The organism is Blastococcus mobilis (genome assembly GCF_900188025.1).
In the GTDB taxonomy this organism is placed as follows: domain Bacteria; phylum Actinomycetota; class Actinomycetes; order Mycobacteriales; family Geodermatophilaceae; genus Blastococcus_B; species Blastococcus_B mobilis.
In genome coordinates this window covers 22054-36970 of the sequence record NZ_FZNO01000003.1, presented here as the reverse complement: position 1 = coordinate 36970, position 14917 = coordinate 22054, and the positions used below count along the sequence as shown (strand labels likewise).

The following is a 14917-nucleotide window of genomic DNA, read 5'->3' as shown; positions in this document are numbered from 1 at the left end:
CGAACACGCACTAGTGTCTCTGCGTGAACCCTCGTCACGGAGAGTGTCTAGACCGACACCCGACGCGGGGCCGCACGCAGGCCTTGCCACCACGCCCCGCGCCCGGCACGCTGCGCTCCCCAGGAGAGCGCACGTGACCGACGACGGGGAGCTCGTGGACCAGCTGCAGCAACTGGTGCTCCGACGCCTGGCCGAGCTGGGCGAGCCTGGCCGGCCCATGTCGGCCAGGCGCGCCGCCGACCGCTCGCGCGGACTGCTGTCCTTCCACACGCTGTACGCGATCGCCCGCGGCGAGCACTCCGGCCGGATCAGCGACCGCGTCGCCGAGGGGCTGGCCACCGCCCTCGATGTGCCCGTGGGTGAGGTGTATGAGGCTGCTGGGGCGCCACGGCCACAAACCCGCTGGCAGTTGCCGCCCACCTTCGACCGGGTCCCCCCCGAACATCGACGGGTGTTCGAGGAGGCAATCGCCCTGTACCTGGTAGCTGAGCAGCGCGGATACGAACGCGGCCGCCGCGACCGGAGCTGAGCCTGTTCGAACGCGAGTTCGATTCCGGGTCAGCTTCCCGCTGGAAATCTGTCACCCAGTGTGTCTACGTTCCCAGCTGAGAGTCACCCTGATGGGGGTGACGCTGGGGGACTGGGGAACCGATGGCCGTGAAGCTTGTCGAAGTGGACTACCTGCCGCACGGCCGGCGGGCGGACTGGCATCAGCACCTCAACCTGGTCACCGTGCTGCGCTCTCTGTCGCCGGCGGAGCGCGCCCAGGCCCTCGCCGACCTGCAAGCCGAAGCGGGCCGCGAGCTGGGCGGCCTGCTTCTCCCAGTGGCGTAGGACGCCCGGAGTCGGCTGTCGCTCTCGACACCCGCTAACCTCCGCCGACGGCATCGACAACGCACGCGCGGAGGTCTCTCGTGGCGTATATCCGCAGGCTGCCCTCGGGCAAGTACCAGGCCACCGTCCGGCACCCGGCCGGGCACAAGGTCACCCGCACCGACCTGCTGAAACGCGTCGTCAAGGCGTGGGCCGACGACCTGGAGGCGCAGTTCCGTCGCGGGGTCACCGAGACCGAGACGGGGCGCAAGACCACCGTGGGGGAGTGGGAGGCCCGCTGGACGGAGGCCCGCAACGTCGAGGCCAACACCGCGGCGAAGAACGCCTCCCACATGCGCACCCACGTGCTGCCGCGGTGGAAGACGTGGCCGCTGGCCTCGATCGGCCGCCTGGACGTCCAGACCTGGGTCAACGACATGACCAAGGCCGGCGCCGGGGCGGACACCGTCGGCGGCGCCTACCGGCTGCTGTCGGCGATGCTGCATGACGCCGTCCTCGAGGGGCTGCTGACGGCGTCGCCGTGCCAGGAGATCGACCTGCCCAAGGTGGTCAAGCCGGAGGCGCGCTGGTTCACTCGCGACGAGTATGACCGCATCCAGCTGGCTCTCGGCGGCCGGACGCTGCGGCGGGGCAAGACCGAGGTGCCCGACCCGCTGGCCCACTCGTGGCAGGCGTACGTGGCGCTCGGCTGCTTCTCCGGGCTGCGCTGCCCAGGGGAGCTCGCCGGCCTGGACGTGCGCCACCTGGACTTCGGCCGGCAGCAGGTGCACGTGCGGCAGGTGCTGACCCGGCACGGGATGAAGCGGTATCCGAAGACGGACTCCTCGAACCGGTGGGTGCCCTTCCCGGACGAGGTTGGGCGGCTGCTGTGGTCGCTGGTCGCCGACCGGCCGTCCGGGCCGGTGTTTCTGTCGCCGACCGGGCTGCGGGTGAACGAGGCGAACTTCCGCAACCGGGTGTGGCGGCCGGCGCTCGAGCTGGCCGGCGTGGACTACGAGGACCCGTACACGATGCGGCACACCGCGGCGTCGTGGTGGATCCAGGCGGGCCTGCCGGACTACCGGGTGGCGCGGCTGCTGGGGCACTCGTCGACGCGGATGGTGTCGACCTACGCCCACCTCGACCCGAACCGGGATGACGACGTGCGCGCGGTCTGGGCTGCTGGCGCACGGGTGGCGCACGGCGAAAACGAGGAGAGCCCCCGTCCGGCGGGACGGGGGCTCTGACCTGCACTTTCTTGCGTGGGCGATACTGGGATCGAACCAGTGACCTCTTCCGTGTCAGGGAAGCGCGCTACCGCTGCGCCAATCGCCCTTCCCGGTCGTGCGACCGGACCCTCCTCCGCGCTCGGGCTCCGCGAGGAGACGAGGTGGAGACGGGATTTGAACCCGTGTAGACGGCTTTGCAGGCCGTTGCCTCGCCTCTCGGCCACTCCACCGCACGCGGGCGCCAGTCTCTCGACCAGCGCCCGAGGTTCCGAGCGGACGACGGGATTCGAACCCGCGACCCTCACCTTGGCAAGGTGATGCTCTACCACTGAGCCACGTCCGCGTTGCGTGGAGAACTCTAACCGACGCCCCTGAGCCCTCCAACCAGGGGGTCCCCGCACTCCCCGCCGTGTGGAGGTGCGGGACCGAACGCGCAGGTCAGCGCCCCGTCGGGTCCGCCCCACCGTTGGACAGGAGGACGTGCAGCTCGTCGTCGAGGTCGAGCAGCTGACTCTCCGAGCCCGAGGGCACCAGGGCCTCGCTCTGCCGGAGGAAGGCCGCCACGGTCGCCCGCGACAGCTCGAACAGCGCCTCGCCGGAGGGCGCGCGCAGGTGGAGGAACAGCACGTCGGTCGCCGCGTGCGCCGGCCACAGCCGGACGTCACCCTCGCCGGCCGGGGCCTCCAGTCCTGCCTGCAGCAGCTCACGGCTGAGCAGCCAGGCGATGCCACCCTCGTCGGGCTCGACCACGCCGTTCTCGTCGCCGACGTCACCGAAAGCGATCCGGACGGCGAACGGGTCGGCCGCGTCGTAGCAGAGCAACGCCGGTACCTCGGTCCACGCCTGCGGACCGACCAGCTGAAGCGTGATGGGGGAGGAGTGCCCGGGAGTCCAACCGCTGCGCATGTCAGATCAACGACCGTCGGTTCTCGAAGTGACGTGGCATTGCACTTCCTTCACATCCGTCACACCCGTCCCATGGGGCGGGGTCTTGTCGCCCCCTGACATGCCCGCAAGGGGTCTGGGCGAACCGTCGCGCGTGGCGGGAGTGAACCGGTGGGACGGGAGTGAACGAATGATCCGTGTGATCATCAGAGCCGTGACCTCCCCGGTGCGGCGTCCCGACGACGGCTCCGGGGACGACGGCTCCGCGGACGCCGAGGTGATGCACCGCATCCGGGCGGGGGACCGCAGCGCGGTCGACGACCTCTACGCGCGGTTCCACCGGCCGGCCTTCGCACTGGCCCGTCGCATCCTGGCCGACGACGCCCTGGCCGAGGACGTCATCCAGGAGGTGTTCCTGAGCGTGTGGCGCCACCCGGCCGCTTTCGACCCGGGCCGCGGCAGTGTGGCCTCATGGCTGCTGGCCGTCGTGCACCACAAGGCGGTGGACGCCGTCCGCCGGGAGGAGTCCCGGCGCCGTCGGCAAGCGCAGGCGGAGGACGAGATGGCGCTCGACGCGCCGATGGCGACGCGCCACGTCGAGGAGGAGGCCTGGTCGCGGGTGGTCGCCGACCAGGTGCGGACCGCGCTGGGCGTGCTCTCGGACGCCCAGCGGGAGGCACTGACCCTCGCCTACTACGGGGGCTACACCCAGCGGGAGGTGGCTGCGCTCACCGGGACACCCCTCGGCACGGTCAAGACCCGCATGCTCGCGGGCATGCGGCGGCTGAAGCAGGAGCTCGGCGGCTCCCAGGGCGGTGGCGCGCTCGGGGACGCCGTCACGGCCGAGGATTCGCGAGCATGACCGAGGACCACGCAGCCTTCGACGAGCTCGCCGTCGGCTGGGCGTTGCACGCGCTCGAACCGGAGGACGAGGCGGTCTTCGCCCGTCACCTGGGCGGCTGCGTGCGGTGTGCGCAGACGGTCGCGGAGACCACCGAGGTGATGGGGGCGATGGCGGCGGATCTGCCGCAGGTCGCGCCGTCCGACGCCTTGGGTTCGCGCGTGCGCGACGCTGTCGCCGGCACCGAGCAGGTGCACCGTCCCGTCGCTCCACCGGTGCCGGCGGCGACTCCTCCCATGCCGCTGCCGCGACGTGGGCGACGGCCCCGCCGGGCGCTCGCGGCCGCGCTGGTCGCCGCCGTGGTCGCGGCGGTCGCCGGGCTCGGGATCTGGACCGTCGTCCTCACTGAGGACCGCCGGGAGCTGCAGGCGACGGTCGCCGAGCAGCGCGAGGTGATGGACCTGCTGCTGACGCCGGGCCGGGCGACGATCGCACCGCTGGCCCGCGACGGCCGGCCGGTCGCCACGGTGGTGGCCCGGGACGACGTGGTGCAGGTGATCACCCACGGGCTCGAGGTCAACGACGCCGGGAGCACGACGTACGTGGTGTGGGGACTCGGTGGAGACGAACCGGAAGCCTTGGGCACCTTCGACGTGGATCGGTCACAGATGAGCCTGCTGGCCGTAGGCTCCGGGCTGACCGGTCTCGATGACTTCGCGCAGTACGGAATCAGCATCGAGCCCGGTCAGGAGCCTCCTTCGGAACCGACGGAGGTCGTCGCGATCGGGCAGGTGACCAGCTGAGCGAACAGGAGACCGCGTCGCGCCCCGTGCCGGCGGAACGAGCGCGGCGGGAGACCTGGTCGGAGCGACGGGCCCGTTACGACGCCGACGAGGTGCACAGCCTCCGCGAGCGGGTGGCCCGGGCGCGCTGGCGACGGCGCCTGGCGGCCCGCCGTCCCCTCGACCACGGCTACCGGGTGGCTGTGGGCATCGTCGGCGGGCTGATCGTGGCCGTCGGGCTCACCACGATCCCGTTGCCCGGTCCCGGATGGCTCACGGTGATCGCCGGCCTCTTCGTCCTGGCCACCGAGTTCACCTGGGCCGAGCGGCTGCTGGAGTACACCAAGAAGCAGGTGAAGCGCTGGACCGACTGGGTCACCGCCCAGCGGATGTGGGTGCGGCTGCTGATCGGGGCGGCCACGGCCGCGTTCGTCTACGGCGTCCTCGTGGTCACCCTGCACGTGATGGGGGTGCCGGACTGGGTACCGGGGTGGGTGCCGCTCTGGCGGTGACCTTCTGGCACAATCGTCAGCGCAGGGCACCGACGGTCTCCGTCGACGGCTGCACCGGGCGATTGGCTCAGTGGTAGAGCGCTTCGTTCACACCGAAGAGGTCACTGGTTCGAACCCAGTATCGCCCACTGGCACGGAGGGCCAGGTCGACCCAGACATGGGTCGGCCTGGCCCTTCGTCGTGTGCGGCCCCTGCGGACTGTGCCCCGAGCGCAGCAGGCCGGTCATCGGACCCGTGCGCCACACCGGCGGCCGGAGGACGATGGTCCCTGATGGCCATGGACCGCACCGCGCGCCTCCGGGCCGCCGTCGAGCGCGACGGTGCCACCTGCATCTGGTGCGGGCGCGCCTTCACGTCCCTCGTCCCGCCGACCACCGAGCACGTCGTCCCGCGGGTGAAGGGCGGGCCGTCCTGGCCGGAGAACGAGGTCGCGGCGTGCCGCCGCTGCAACTGCGAACGCGGGCACCGTGGTCCCGTGGAGTGGCTCGAGGAGTGCCTGCGCCGCGGCTGGGAACCGGACGAGCCGAGGCTGGCGCGGGCACTGGCGCATCTGGTGGACGCGATCGCACGCGAGGGCGGACAGCGACGCGCGCGCCCCTACCTGGACGCCCAACTGCGCCGGATGCGTCGGCGGCCAGCGGCGGAGCGAGCGGATGAGCAGCTGGCCTAGCGTCGGCAGCATGCAGCCGCAGGAACACGCCGTCGGCCGGGTCGAGCGGATCTGGATCTATCCCGTGCGTTCGCTCGCCGGGAGGGAGCTGACGGATGCGGAGGTGTCGCCGGGCGGGCTGGCGGGGGACCGCGCGTGGACCGTGACCGGTGAGGACGGCTCCGTGATCCGGCCCAAGGAGGCGCCGGCGATGCGCGACGTCGCGCCGTCCGGTGACCCCACGGCCGACGCCGGCCGGCTCGCCGCCGTCCTGGGGCGCCCGGTTCGGCTGCAGCCGACGTCGGGAGCGCGCCCGGACGTGGCCCCCGTGCACCTGGTCTCGCGCCAGGCCGTCGAGCGAGCCGCGGCGGGTGAGCTGCCGGAGGGCTGCTCGGCCGAGGACCCGCGGGCCAACCTCCTGCTCACGCTGGACGGGGACGAACGGGCGTGGGTCGGCCGTGACCTGCGTGTGGGCGAGGTCCTCCTGCGGGTCACCCGCACGCCGAAGCACTGCCTGGGCGTCTATGCCGACGTCGTCGCCCCGGGTGCGGTGCGCACCGGGGATCCCGTGCTGCTGGTCTGACCTGGGTCGTGCCGCCCACCCGGTCCCGGGCTGACGTCGTCGAGGTGCTCGACCGGCGGGGTGCCGTCGCAGCGGGCCCGACTGTCGTCCCGAGCCGACCGAGGGCGCGCACTAGGCTCAAGTTGCCTCCCGCCGCCTCCGTCCTTCGATCCCTCCAGGAGCTCCACGTGTCGACCCCGCCCTCGCCAACCGCCGTCGCCCCGATCCGGGTGCCGGCCGGGACGACGGCGCAGCAGGCGCTCAAGGACGCCGGGATCCCGCTCAAGGGCCCCGATGGCGCCGTCGTCGTCCGCGACGTCGCCACCGGCGACCTCAAGGACCTCGCCTGGTCCCCCGAGGCCGACGCCGAGGTGGAGCCGGTCGCCGCCGCCAGCGGCGACGGGCGGGCGGTCATCCGGCACTCGGCTGCGCACGTCCTCGCCCAGGCCGTTCAGGAGCTCTTCCCGGGCACCCGGCTGGGGATCGGACCGCCGGTCGAGAACGGCTTCTACTACGACTTCGACCCGGAGCGGCCCTTCACCCCGGAGGACCTCACCGCCCTCGAGAAGAAGATGCAGGAGATCGTCCGGGCCGGGCAGTACTTCGCCCGCCGCGAGATCAGCGACGCGGACGCGAAGGCCGAACTGGCGCACGAGCCGTACAAGCTCGAGCTGATCGGTCTCAAGGGAGGTGCGGCCGACGACGCGGAGGGCGCGTCGGTCGAGGTGGGCGGCGCCCAGCTGACCATGTACGACAACCTCGACCCGCGCACCGGTGAACGGGTCTGGACCGACCTGTGCCGGGGCCCGCACCTGCCGCGCACCAGCACCATCCCCGCGTTCAGCCTCACCCGGAGCGCCGCCGCCTACTGGCGGGGCAGCGAGAAGAACCCGCAGCTGCAGCGCATCTACGGCACGGCGTGGGAGAGCAAGGAGGCGCACAAGGCCTACCTGGAGCACCTGGCCGAGGCGGAGCGGCGCGACCACCGGCGGCTGGGAGCCGAGCTCGACCTGTTCAGCTTCCCCGACGAGATCGGGTCCGGGCTCGCGGTCTTCCACCCCAAGGGCGGCGTCCTCAAGCGGGAGATGGAGGACTACGTCCGCCGCCGGCACCTGGAGGAGGGCTTCGAGTACGTCGGCACCCCGCACATCAGCAAGGGCGGCCTGTTCGAGACCTCCGGGCACCTGCCGTACTACGAGGACACCATGTTCCCGGCGATGGAACTGGACAACTCGAAGTACTACCTCAAGGCCATGAACTGCCCGATGCACAACCTGATCTTCCGGTCGCGCGGGCGGTCCTACCGCGAGCTGCCGCTGCGCTTCTTCGAGTTCGGCTCGGTCTACCGGTACGAGAAGTCCGGCGTCGTCCACGGCCTCACCCGGGTGCGCGGGCTGACCCAGGACGACTCGCACAGCTACGTCACGCCGGAACAGGCGCCCGGCGAGATCCGCCATCTGCTCTCGTTCGTGCTCGGCCTGCTGCGCGACTTCGGCCTCGACGACTACTACCTCGAGCTGTCCACGCGCGACGACTCCGACAAGTTCATCGGATCCGACGAGGAGTGGGCGGTCGCGACGGCCGTGCTCGAGGAGGCGGCCCGCGAGACCGGGCTGGAGCTGGTGCCCGATCCCGGTGGCGCGGCCTACTACGGCCCGAAGATCTCCGTGCAGGCGCGGGACGCCATCGGCCGCACCTGGCAGATGTCGACCATCCAGTACGACTTCAACCAGCCGGCCCGCTTCGGGCTGGAGTACACCTCTGCCGACGGTGGCCGCGAGCAGCCGGTGATGATCCACTCGGCGAAGTTCGGCTCGATCGAACGCTTCTTCGGCGTGCTCACCGAGCACTACGCCGGTGCGTTCCCGGCCTGGCTGGCGCCGGTGCAGGTGGTCGGCATCCCGATCACCGACGAGCAGGTGCCCTACCTGACCGACGTCGCGCTGAAGCTGCGGGCCCGTGGGATCCGCGTCGAGATCGACGACTCGGACGACCGGATGCAGAAGAAGATCCGGACCGCGAGCAAGCAGAAGATCCCGTTCGTCCTCCTCGCCGGCGCCACCGACGCCGAGGCCGGGGCGGTCTCCTTCCGCTACCGCGACGGCTCCCAGCGCAACGGTGTCCCCGTGGACGAGGCCGTCGAGCAGGTCGTCGCGTGGGTGACCGCGCGGCACAACGCCGACCCGACCGCCGAGACCCCGCTGACAGCCGGATGAGCGAGGACGGATGGGTGGGTGACGAGACGACGTACCGAGTCGCCGTCCCTTCCGACGACGGCGGCCCCGCGACGGTCTTCGAGCATCTGTGGACGCCCTACCGGATGGCCTACATCCGCGGGGAGGGCAAGCCCACCGGCGCCCACGACTGCCCGTTCTGCGTCATCCCGACGATGAGCGACGAGCAGGGCTTGATCGTCGCCCGGGGGACGACGGTCTTCGCCGTCCTCAACCTCTACCCGTACAACGCCGGGCACCTCATGCTGGTCCCGTACCGGCACGTGCCGGACTACACCGACCTCACGCCTGCGGAGGTCGCCGAGCTGGGGGCGTTCACGCAGGCCGCGATGCGGACGGTGCGGGCGGTCAGCGGGGCGCACGGGTTCAACATCGGGATGAACCAGGGGTCGGTCGCCGGTGCCGGCATCGCCGATCACCTGCACCAGCACGCCGTGCCGCGCTGGGGCGGCGACACCAACTTCATGCCCGTCATCGGCCTCACCCGCGTGCTGCCGCAGGTGCTGCGCGAGACGCGGAAGCTGCTCGCGGAGGCATGGCCCGAGGCCGCCGACGACCGGGAGGCCTGAGTGCTCGGCAGCAACGTGCGCCCGGCGGTCGCCCGCTTCTGGGCACCCGTCGTCGCCCGCCTGGCCCGTGCCGGGGTCACCCCGGACATGGTGACGATCACCGGCACGCTCGGCGCGGTCGCGTCCGCGGTCTTCCTGATCGGGAACGGTCGGCTCTTCTGGGGAGCCTTCGCCGTCACCGTCTTCGTCCTGCTGGACATGCTCGACGGGGCGCTGGCCCGTGCCCGTGGCGGCGGGTCGGTGTTCGGCGCGGTGCTGGACTCCACCGGCGACCGGGCCGCCGACGCCGCCATCTTCGGCGCACTGGTCTGGTGGTTCTCCGGTCAGGGGGACAACCGGCTCCTGGTCCTCCTCGCGCTCGTCTGCCTCGTGCTCGGGGTGCTCACCTCCTACATCAAGGCTCGTGCCGAAGGCGTCGGGCTCTCCTGTGACGTCGGCATCGTCGAGCGCACCGAGCGGCTGATCCTGGTCCTGGTGGGCACCGGCTTCACCGGCCTGGGCATTCCGTACGCGGTGCACGTGGCGCTGTGGGCGCTCCTCGTCGGCAGTGCGATCACGGTGGGGCAACGCTTCGTCGCCGTCCGTCGCGCCGCCTCCGGCCGCCCCCTGCCCGTGCCGCCGTCCCCGCCGGCACCGTGAGTGGAACGCTCGCCGCGCGGCTGACCGACGCCGGCTTCGCGGCCGGCTGGCACGCGGTCCGGCTGCTGCCGGAGCCGGCGGCCAGGGGCGCCTTCGACCGTGCCGGACGCTGGGCGGCCGGCCGGGACGGCACGGGTATCCGGCAGCTGCGGGCCAACCTGCGCGTGGCCACCGGCGGCCGGCTGAGCGAACCCGAACTCGCCGCGCTCACCACCCGGGCCGTGCAGTCCTACGCCCGCTACTGGCAGGAGGCCTTCCGGCTGCCGACGCTGAGCAGCGAGCGGATCGTCGCGGGCACGGAGATGGTGGGTCTGGAGCACCTCGAGAAGGCGCGCGCCGGGGGCAGGCCACTGGTCATGGCGCTGCCGCACAGCGGCAACTGGGACGCGGCCGGCGTGTGGTTCATCGACTGGCTGGACGGGCCGTTCATGACCGTCGCCGAGCGGTTGAGGCCCGAGTCGCTCTACGAGCGGTTCCTGGCCTACCGGGAGTCGCTGGGCTTCCGGGTGGTCCCGCTCACCGGCGGGCCCCGGCCGAGCACCGAGGTGCTCCGGGACTGGCTGAGGGCCGGCGGGGTGACCTGCCTGCTGGTCGACCGCAACCTCGGCAGCGGGGGAGTGCCGGTCCAGTTCCTCGGCCGCAGCGCGACGCTGCCCGGTGGGGCAGCGCTGCTGGCGGCGCAGACCGGAGCCGCGCTCGTCCCGGCTGTCTGCCAGTTCACCGAGCGGGGGTGGCGGGTGGTGTTGTCCCCGGAGGTCCCGGTCGACGGCCCCGGCCGGTTGAAGGACCGGGTGGCCGGCGCCATGCAGTCCGTCGCCGACGCGTTCGCCCCCTCGATCGCCGACCGGCCGGAGGACTGGCACATGCTGGGTCGCATCTGGCCGGACGTGCCACCCGATCCGCCGCGCGGTACCGCTGCCGGGGAGGCCTGATGCGGATCGGTCTGGTCTGCCCGTACCAGTGGGACGTGCCCGGCGGGGTCCAGTACCACGTCCGCGACCTGGCCGAGACCCTGCGCGGCATGGGTCACCACGTGGAGATCCTGACCCCCGCCGTGCGGGAGGAGTCCCTTCCGCCTGACGCGACCTTCGCCGGCCGGACGGTGCCGGTCCCGTACAACGGCTCGATGGCCAGCATGCAGTTCGGGCCGGTCTCCGCCGCGCGGGTTCGGCGCTGGCTGCGCGAGGGGAACTTCGACGTCGTCCACGTGCACGAGCCGGCCTCGCCGTCGGTGTCCCTGCTGGTCTGCATGATCGCCAAGGGCCCGATCGTGGCGACCTTCCACGCCGCCACCACGCGGTCGAAGTGGCTGGCCGCCGTGGGGCCGATGGCCCGGCCCTGGCTGGAGCGGATCAGCGGCCGGATCGCGGTCTCCGACTTCGCCCGGCGGGTACAGGTCGAGCACCTCGACGGCGACGCGGTCATCATCCCCAACGGCGTGCACGTCGAGGCGTTCACGCACGGACCGTCCCTGCCCGGCTTCGCCCGTGGCCGCGACGGCCCCACCATAGGTTTCCTCGGGCGCTACGACGAGCCGCGCAAGGGCCTGCCGGTGCTGCTGGAGGCCATGCGCACGGTGGTCCGCCAGCACCCCGGGGCACGCCTGCTGATCGCCGGGCGCGGCGACGCCGCGGACCTCCGTGAGCTGGTCGGCGACGACCTGCGCCCGCACGTCACCCTGCTCGGCGAGCTCTCCGAACCCGACAAGGCCGCGTTCCTGCGGTCGGTCGACGTCTACTGCGCGCCGAACCTGCTCGGCGAGTCCTTCGGCGTCGTCCTCATCGAGGCCCTCGCCGCCGGTGCGCCGATCGTGGCCAGCGACCTGGACGCCTTCGCCAGAGTGCTGGAGGACGGCGCGGCCGGCGTGCTGGTCCGGCGCGGGGACCCGGGCGCCCTCGGTCGGGCGCTCTGCGCCCTGCTCGCCGATCCCGACCGCCGGGCCGAGCTCTCGGAGGGGGGGCCGCGTGCGGCGGCGGCCTACGACTGGGCAGTGCTCGCGCGCCGGATCCTCGCCGTCTACGAGACGGTCGTGCCGCCGGACGGCACCGTGGTCACGGCGGGGGAGGACGACGACTTCCCGGCGGTGCCGCCGGCACGCAGGCAGGCGCGAACGTCACCACGGCGGTGGGCACCCCGCTAGCCTGACGCCCCGTGATGCCCGACGCGTGGATGCTGCTGGCCGGAGCCGTGCTCCTGCTGCTGCTCGCCTGGGTGGCCTGGACCCTGGTCCGGCTCAGCCGCCTGGAGGCGCGGGTGGCCCGCGCCTGGACGGTGCTGGACACCCAGCTGCAGCGGCGCGCCGGGCTGGCCGAGGAGCTGGCACGCCACTACCCGGGGGCGCTGGGCGACCAGCGCGCCGGCGCGCTCGCCGCAGTGGCGGCCGCGGCTCGCGCCCCGGCCGACGGCGACCGGGAGGTGGCCGAGAACGCGCTCGGCCGGGAGCTGCGCGACCTGCCTTCCGACCTGTCCGGGGTCCCGGTGGCGCTCCAGACCGATCTGGCGGGCACGACCACCCGGGTGGGTCTGGCTCGCCGCTTCTACAACGACGCGGTCCGTGACACCCGGGCGCTGCGCCGGCAGCGCCTGCCCCGGCTGCTCCGCCTGCACGCGCGCCGGCCGCTGCCGCGCTACTTCGACATCGACGACCGCCTGGAGCAGGTGGCAGGTGCCGGGCGGGCCGGTCACCGATCGGCCGTACGATGAGGGCTCCTGATCTTCCGTCGATCCGTGAGGCAATCCCGTGACAGCGCAAACCGCCTCCACCGGCACCGGCACCGAGCGCGTCAAGCGCGGGATGGCCGAGCAGCTCAAGGGCGGCGTCATCATGGACGTCGTCACCCCCGAGCAGGCCAAGATCGCCGAGGACGCCGGCGCCGTCGCCGTCATGGCCCTGGAGCGAGTGCCCGCCGACATCCGCGCGCAGGGCGGCATCGCCCGCATGAGCGACCCCGACATGATCGAGGGCATCATCGGCGCCGTCTCGATCCCGGTCATGGCCAAGGCCCGCATCGGTCACTTCGTGGAAGCGCAGGTCCTGCAGGCGCTCGGGGTCGACTACATCGACGAGTCGGAGGTCCTCACCCCGGCCGACGAGGCGCACCACATCGCCAAGAGCGAGTTCACCGTGCCTTTCGTCTGCGGCGCGACCGACCTCGGCGAGGCGCTGCGCCGCATCTCCGAGGGCGCCGCGATGATCCGCTCCAAGGGCGAGGCCGGCACCGGCAACGTGGTCGAGGCCACCCGTCACATGCGGTCGATCCGGGCGGGGATCAAGGCTTTGGGCACCCTGGACGAGACCGAGCTGTTCGTGGCGGCCAAGGAACTGCGCGCACCGATCGAGTTGGTAGCCCTGGTCGCTCGTGAGGGCAAGCTGCCGGTCGTGCTCTTCACCGCCGGTGGCATCGCCACCCCCGCCGACGCCGCGATGATGATGCAGCTGGGCGCCGAGGGCGTCTTCGTCGGCTCGGGCATCTTCAAGTCCGGTGACCCCGCCCAGCGCGCCGCGGCGATCGTCCAGGCCACCACCTTCCACGACGACCCCGGCGTGATCGCCAAGGTCTCGCGCGGTCTGGGGGAGCCGATGGTCGGGATCAACGTCGCCACGCTCCCGGAGAGCGAGCGCTACTCCACGCGCGGGTGGTGAGCACGCCCGTCATCGGGGTGCTCGCGCTGCAGGGCGACGTCCGGGAGCACCTGGGTGCGCTGACCGAGCAGGGTGCCCGCGCGGTCCCGGTGCGCCGTCCCGAGGAGCTGGCCGCCGTCGACGGGCTCGTGCTCCCCGGCGGGGAGTCGACCACGATCGTCAAGCTGGCCGCCCGTTTCGGTCTGCTGGAGCCGTTGCGTGCCGCGGTGCAAGCCGGTCTGCCTGCCTACGGGTCCTGCGCCGGGATGATCCTGCTGGCCGACCGCATCCTCGATGCGCCTCCGGACCAGGAGACGGTCGGGGGTCTCGACGTCACGGTCCGCCGCAACGCCTTCGGCCGGCAGGTGGACTCCTTCGAGTCCGAGGTCGACCTCGGACTCGACGGGGGACCCCTGCGTGCAGTGTTCATCCGTGCGCCGTGGGTGGAGAAGGCCGGCGAGGGCGTCGAGGTCCTCGGACGGGTCGTGGGGGGAGCGGCCGACGATAGGATCGTCGCGGTCCGCCAGGGGAACCTGGTGGCCACGAGCTTCCACCCCGAACTGACCGGGGACCGCCGGGTGCACGCGCTGTTCGTCGACATCGTCCGCCGCCACCTGGCCGAGAGGGCCGGCGCCGACGCCGACGACGAGAAAGGACACGACTCGTGAGCGAGCTTGCGAGCTCAACGGTGAGCACAGCAGCGGGGCCGCGAACGCGGCCGCCCCGCTGGGGGCACCTCCCGCTTGCGGGGGACAGCGAGGAGGTCTCGTGAGCGGCCATTCCAAGTGGGCGACGACCAAGCACAAGAAGGCTGGGATCGACGCCAAGCGGGGCAAGCTCTTCGCCAAGCTGATCAAGAACATCGAGGTGGCCGCCCGCACCGGCGGCGGTGACCCGGCGGGCAACCCGACGCTGTTCGACGCCATCCAGAAGGCGAAGAAGAGCTCGGTGCCCAACGACAACATCGACCGGGCGGTCAAGCGCGGCGCCGGCCTCGAGGCCGGGGGTGTCGACTACCAGTCGATCTCCTACGAGGGCTACGCCGCCGGGGGTGTGGCGGTCCTCATCGAGTGCCTGACCGACAACAAGAACCGGTCGGCCATGGAGGTCCGCACCGCCATGTCCCGCAACGGCGGGTCGATGGCCGATCCCGGTTCGGTCTCCTACCTCTTCTCCCGCAAGGGCGTCGTCGTGGTCCCGAAGACCGACACCGTGGACGAGGACGCCGTGCTCACCGCCGTGCTCGAGGCCGGGGCGGAGGAGGTGCGCGACCTCGGCGACACCCTGGAGGTGGTCAGCGAGCCCGGCGATCTCGTCGCCGTCCGCACCGCGTTGCAGGACGCCGGCATCGACTACGACTCGGCCGAGGCCGGGTTCGTCCCCAGCGTGACGGTCCAGCTCGACGAGGATGCCGCGGGCAAGGTCTTCCGGCTGATCGACGCGCTGGAGGACTGCGACGACGTCCAGAACGTGTACGCGAACTACGACGTGTCCGACGAGGTGCTGGAGAAGGTTGGCTGACGGTGCCGTGAGCATCGCAGGGAGCGCCAGCGACCGAGGAGCGGAGCGGGGCCGGAAGC

General features: G+C 72.3%; 18 protein-coding genes and 4 tRNA genes. 18 read left to right on the top strand and 4 right to left on the bottom strand.

The features are described 5' to 3' along the window. The first annotated feature begins 133 nt into the window (after positions 1–133). The 3 genes from CHB94_RS03430 (at position 134) to CHB94_RS03420 (ending at position 2060) form a co-directional block, all read left to right on the top strand. On the top strand, positions 134–529 hold the full coding sequence (locus tag CHB94_RS03430) for a hypothetical protein (RefSeq protein ID WP_089335196.1): 396 nt from the start codon (positions 134–136) through the stop codon (positions 527–529). 128 nt (positions 530–657) lie between these two features. Next, complete coding sequence (locus CHB94_RS24940) at positions 658–834, top strand: hypothetical protein (protein ID WP_176445393.1); 177 nt, start codon at positions 658–660, stop codon at positions 832–834. Positions 835–914: 80 nt separating this feature from the next. Beyond that, entirely contained in the window at positions 915–2060 is a 1146-nt protein-coding gene (locus CHB94_RS03420; protein WP_089335194.1) for a tyrosine-type recombinase/integrase, read from the top strand. Positions 2061–2076: 16 nt separating this feature from the next. Here CHB94_RS03420 and CHB94_RS03415 read toward each other — a convergent pair. The 4 genes from CHB94_RS03415 to CHB94_RS03400 all read right to left on the bottom strand — a co-directional run bounded on the left by CHB94_RS03415 (position 2077) and on the right by CHB94_RS03400 (position 2948). Further along, positions 2077–2148: transfer RNA gene (locus CHB94_RS03415), tRNA-Val, on the bottom strand. Positions 2149–2201: 53 nt separating this feature from the next. Further along, positions 2202–2272, bottom strand: a tRNA-Cys gene (locus CHB94_RS03410). A gap of 41 nt (positions 2273–2313) precedes the next feature. Next, a tRNA-Gly gene (locus CHB94_RS03405) sits at positions 2314–2385 on the bottom strand. A gap of 95 nt (positions 2386–2480) precedes the next feature. Next, the gene (locus CHB94_RS03400; RefSeq protein WP_176445392.1) at positions 2481–2948 is read right to left on the bottom strand and encodes an SsgA family sporulation/cell division regulator; all 468 of its coding nucleotides are present in this window, start codon (positions 2946–2948) and stop codon (positions 2481–2483) included. A gap of 193 nt (positions 2949–3141) precedes the next feature. On the opposite strand from CHB94_RS03400, the gene CHB94_RS03395 reads away from it, so the two are divergent. From CHB94_RS03395 to CHB94_RS03325, 15 genes are all read left to right on the top strand, one after another. Then, positions 3142–3789, top strand: coding sequence for a sigma-70 family RNA polymerase sigma factor (locus CHB94_RS03395; protein ID WP_254920373.1), 648 nt, complete (start codon positions 3142–3144; stop codon positions 3787–3789). Further along, entirely contained in the window at positions 3786–4571 is a 786-nt protein-coding gene (locus CHB94_RS03390) for an anti-sigma factor (RefSeq protein ID WP_089335192.1), read from the top strand. Before CHB94_RS03395 ends, CHB94_RS03390 begins: the two co-directional genes overlap by 4 nt. A gap of 26 nt (positions 4572–4597) precedes the next feature. Continuing rightward, positions 4598–5062 carry a TIGR02611 family protein gene (locus tag CHB94_RS03385; RefSeq protein ID WP_254920372.1) on the top strand — a complete coding sequence of 155 codons (465 nt, stop codon included), beginning with the start codon at positions 4598–4600 and terminating at the stop codon, positions 5060–5062. A gap of 56 nt (positions 5063–5118) precedes the next feature. Beyond that, positions 5119–5190: transfer RNA gene (locus CHB94_RS03380), tRNA-Val, on the top strand. Positions 5191–5333: 143 nt separating this feature from the next. Then, the gene (locus tag CHB94_RS03375; protein ID WP_176445391.1) at positions 5334–5732 is read left to right on the top strand and encodes an HNH endonuclease; all 399 of its coding nucleotides are present in this window, start codon (positions 5334–5336) and stop codon (positions 5730–5732) included. A gap of 10 nt (positions 5733–5742) precedes the next feature. Beyond that, positions 5743–6294, top strand: a complete 552-nt coding sequence (locus CHB94_RS03370) for an MOSC N-terminal beta barrel domain-containing protein (protein ID WP_089335190.1) — start codon at positions 5743–5745, stop codon at positions 6292–6294. Positions 6295–6461: 167 nt separating this feature from the next. Beyond that, positions 6462–8489, top strand: a complete 2028-nt coding sequence (thrS, locus tag CHB94_RS03365; RefSeq protein ID WP_089335189.1) for a threonine--tRNA ligase — start codon at positions 6462–6464, stop codon at positions 8487–8489. A 14-nt stretch (positions 8490–8503) separates the two neighbouring features. After that, entirely contained in the window at positions 8504–9076 is a 573-nt protein-coding gene (locus CHB94_RS03360) for an HIT family protein (RefSeq protein ID WP_254920371.1), read from the top strand. Next, positions 9077–9715, top strand: a complete 639-nt coding sequence (gene pgsA / locus CHB94_RS03355; protein WP_089335188.1) for a phosphatidylinositol phosphate synthase — start codon at positions 9077–9079, stop codon at positions 9713–9715. Beyond that, entirely contained in the window at positions 9712–10647 is a 936-nt protein-coding gene (locus tag CHB94_RS03350; RefSeq protein WP_089335187.1) for a phosphatidylinositol mannoside acyltransferase, read from the top strand. The genes pgsA and CHB94_RS03350 overlap by 4 nt, the downstream gene beginning before the upstream one ends. Beyond that, positions 10647–11855 (top strand): glycosyltransferase family 4 protein, encoded by a 1209-nt coding sequence (locus CHB94_RS03345; protein WP_089335186.1) that lies wholly within the window; start codon positions 10647–10649, stop codon positions 11853–11855. Before CHB94_RS03350 ends, CHB94_RS03345 begins: the two co-directional genes overlap by 1 nt. A 14-nt stretch (positions 11856–11869) precedes the next feature. Beyond that, complete coding sequence (locus CHB94_RS03340) at positions 11870–12418, top strand: LemA family protein (protein ID WP_089335409.1); 549 nt, start codon at positions 11870–11872, stop codon at positions 12416–12418. 37 nt (positions 12419–12455) lie between these two features. After that, positions 12456–13358 (top strand): pyridoxal 5'-phosphate synthase lyase subunit PdxS, encoded by a 903-nt coding sequence (gene pdxS, locus CHB94_RS03335; RefSeq protein ID WP_089335185.1) that lies wholly within the window; start codon positions 12456–12458, stop codon positions 13356–13358. Further along, positions 13355–14005 carry a pyridoxal 5'-phosphate synthase glutaminase subunit PdxT gene (gene pdxT, locus CHB94_RS03330; protein WP_217899151.1) on the top strand — a complete coding sequence of 217 codons (651 nt, stop codon included), beginning with the start codon at positions 13355–13357 and terminating at the stop codon, positions 14003–14005. Before pdxS ends, pdxT begins: the two co-directional genes overlap by 4 nt. Before the next feature lie 100 nt (positions 14006–14105). Continuing rightward, positions 14106–14858: a YebC/PmpR family DNA-binding transcriptional regulator gene (locus tag CHB94_RS03325; protein ID WP_089335183.1), complete on the top strand. Its 753-nt coding sequence runs from the start codon at positions 14106–14108 to the stop codon at positions 14856–14858. The last annotated feature ends 59 nt before the right edge of the window (positions 14859–14917 follow it).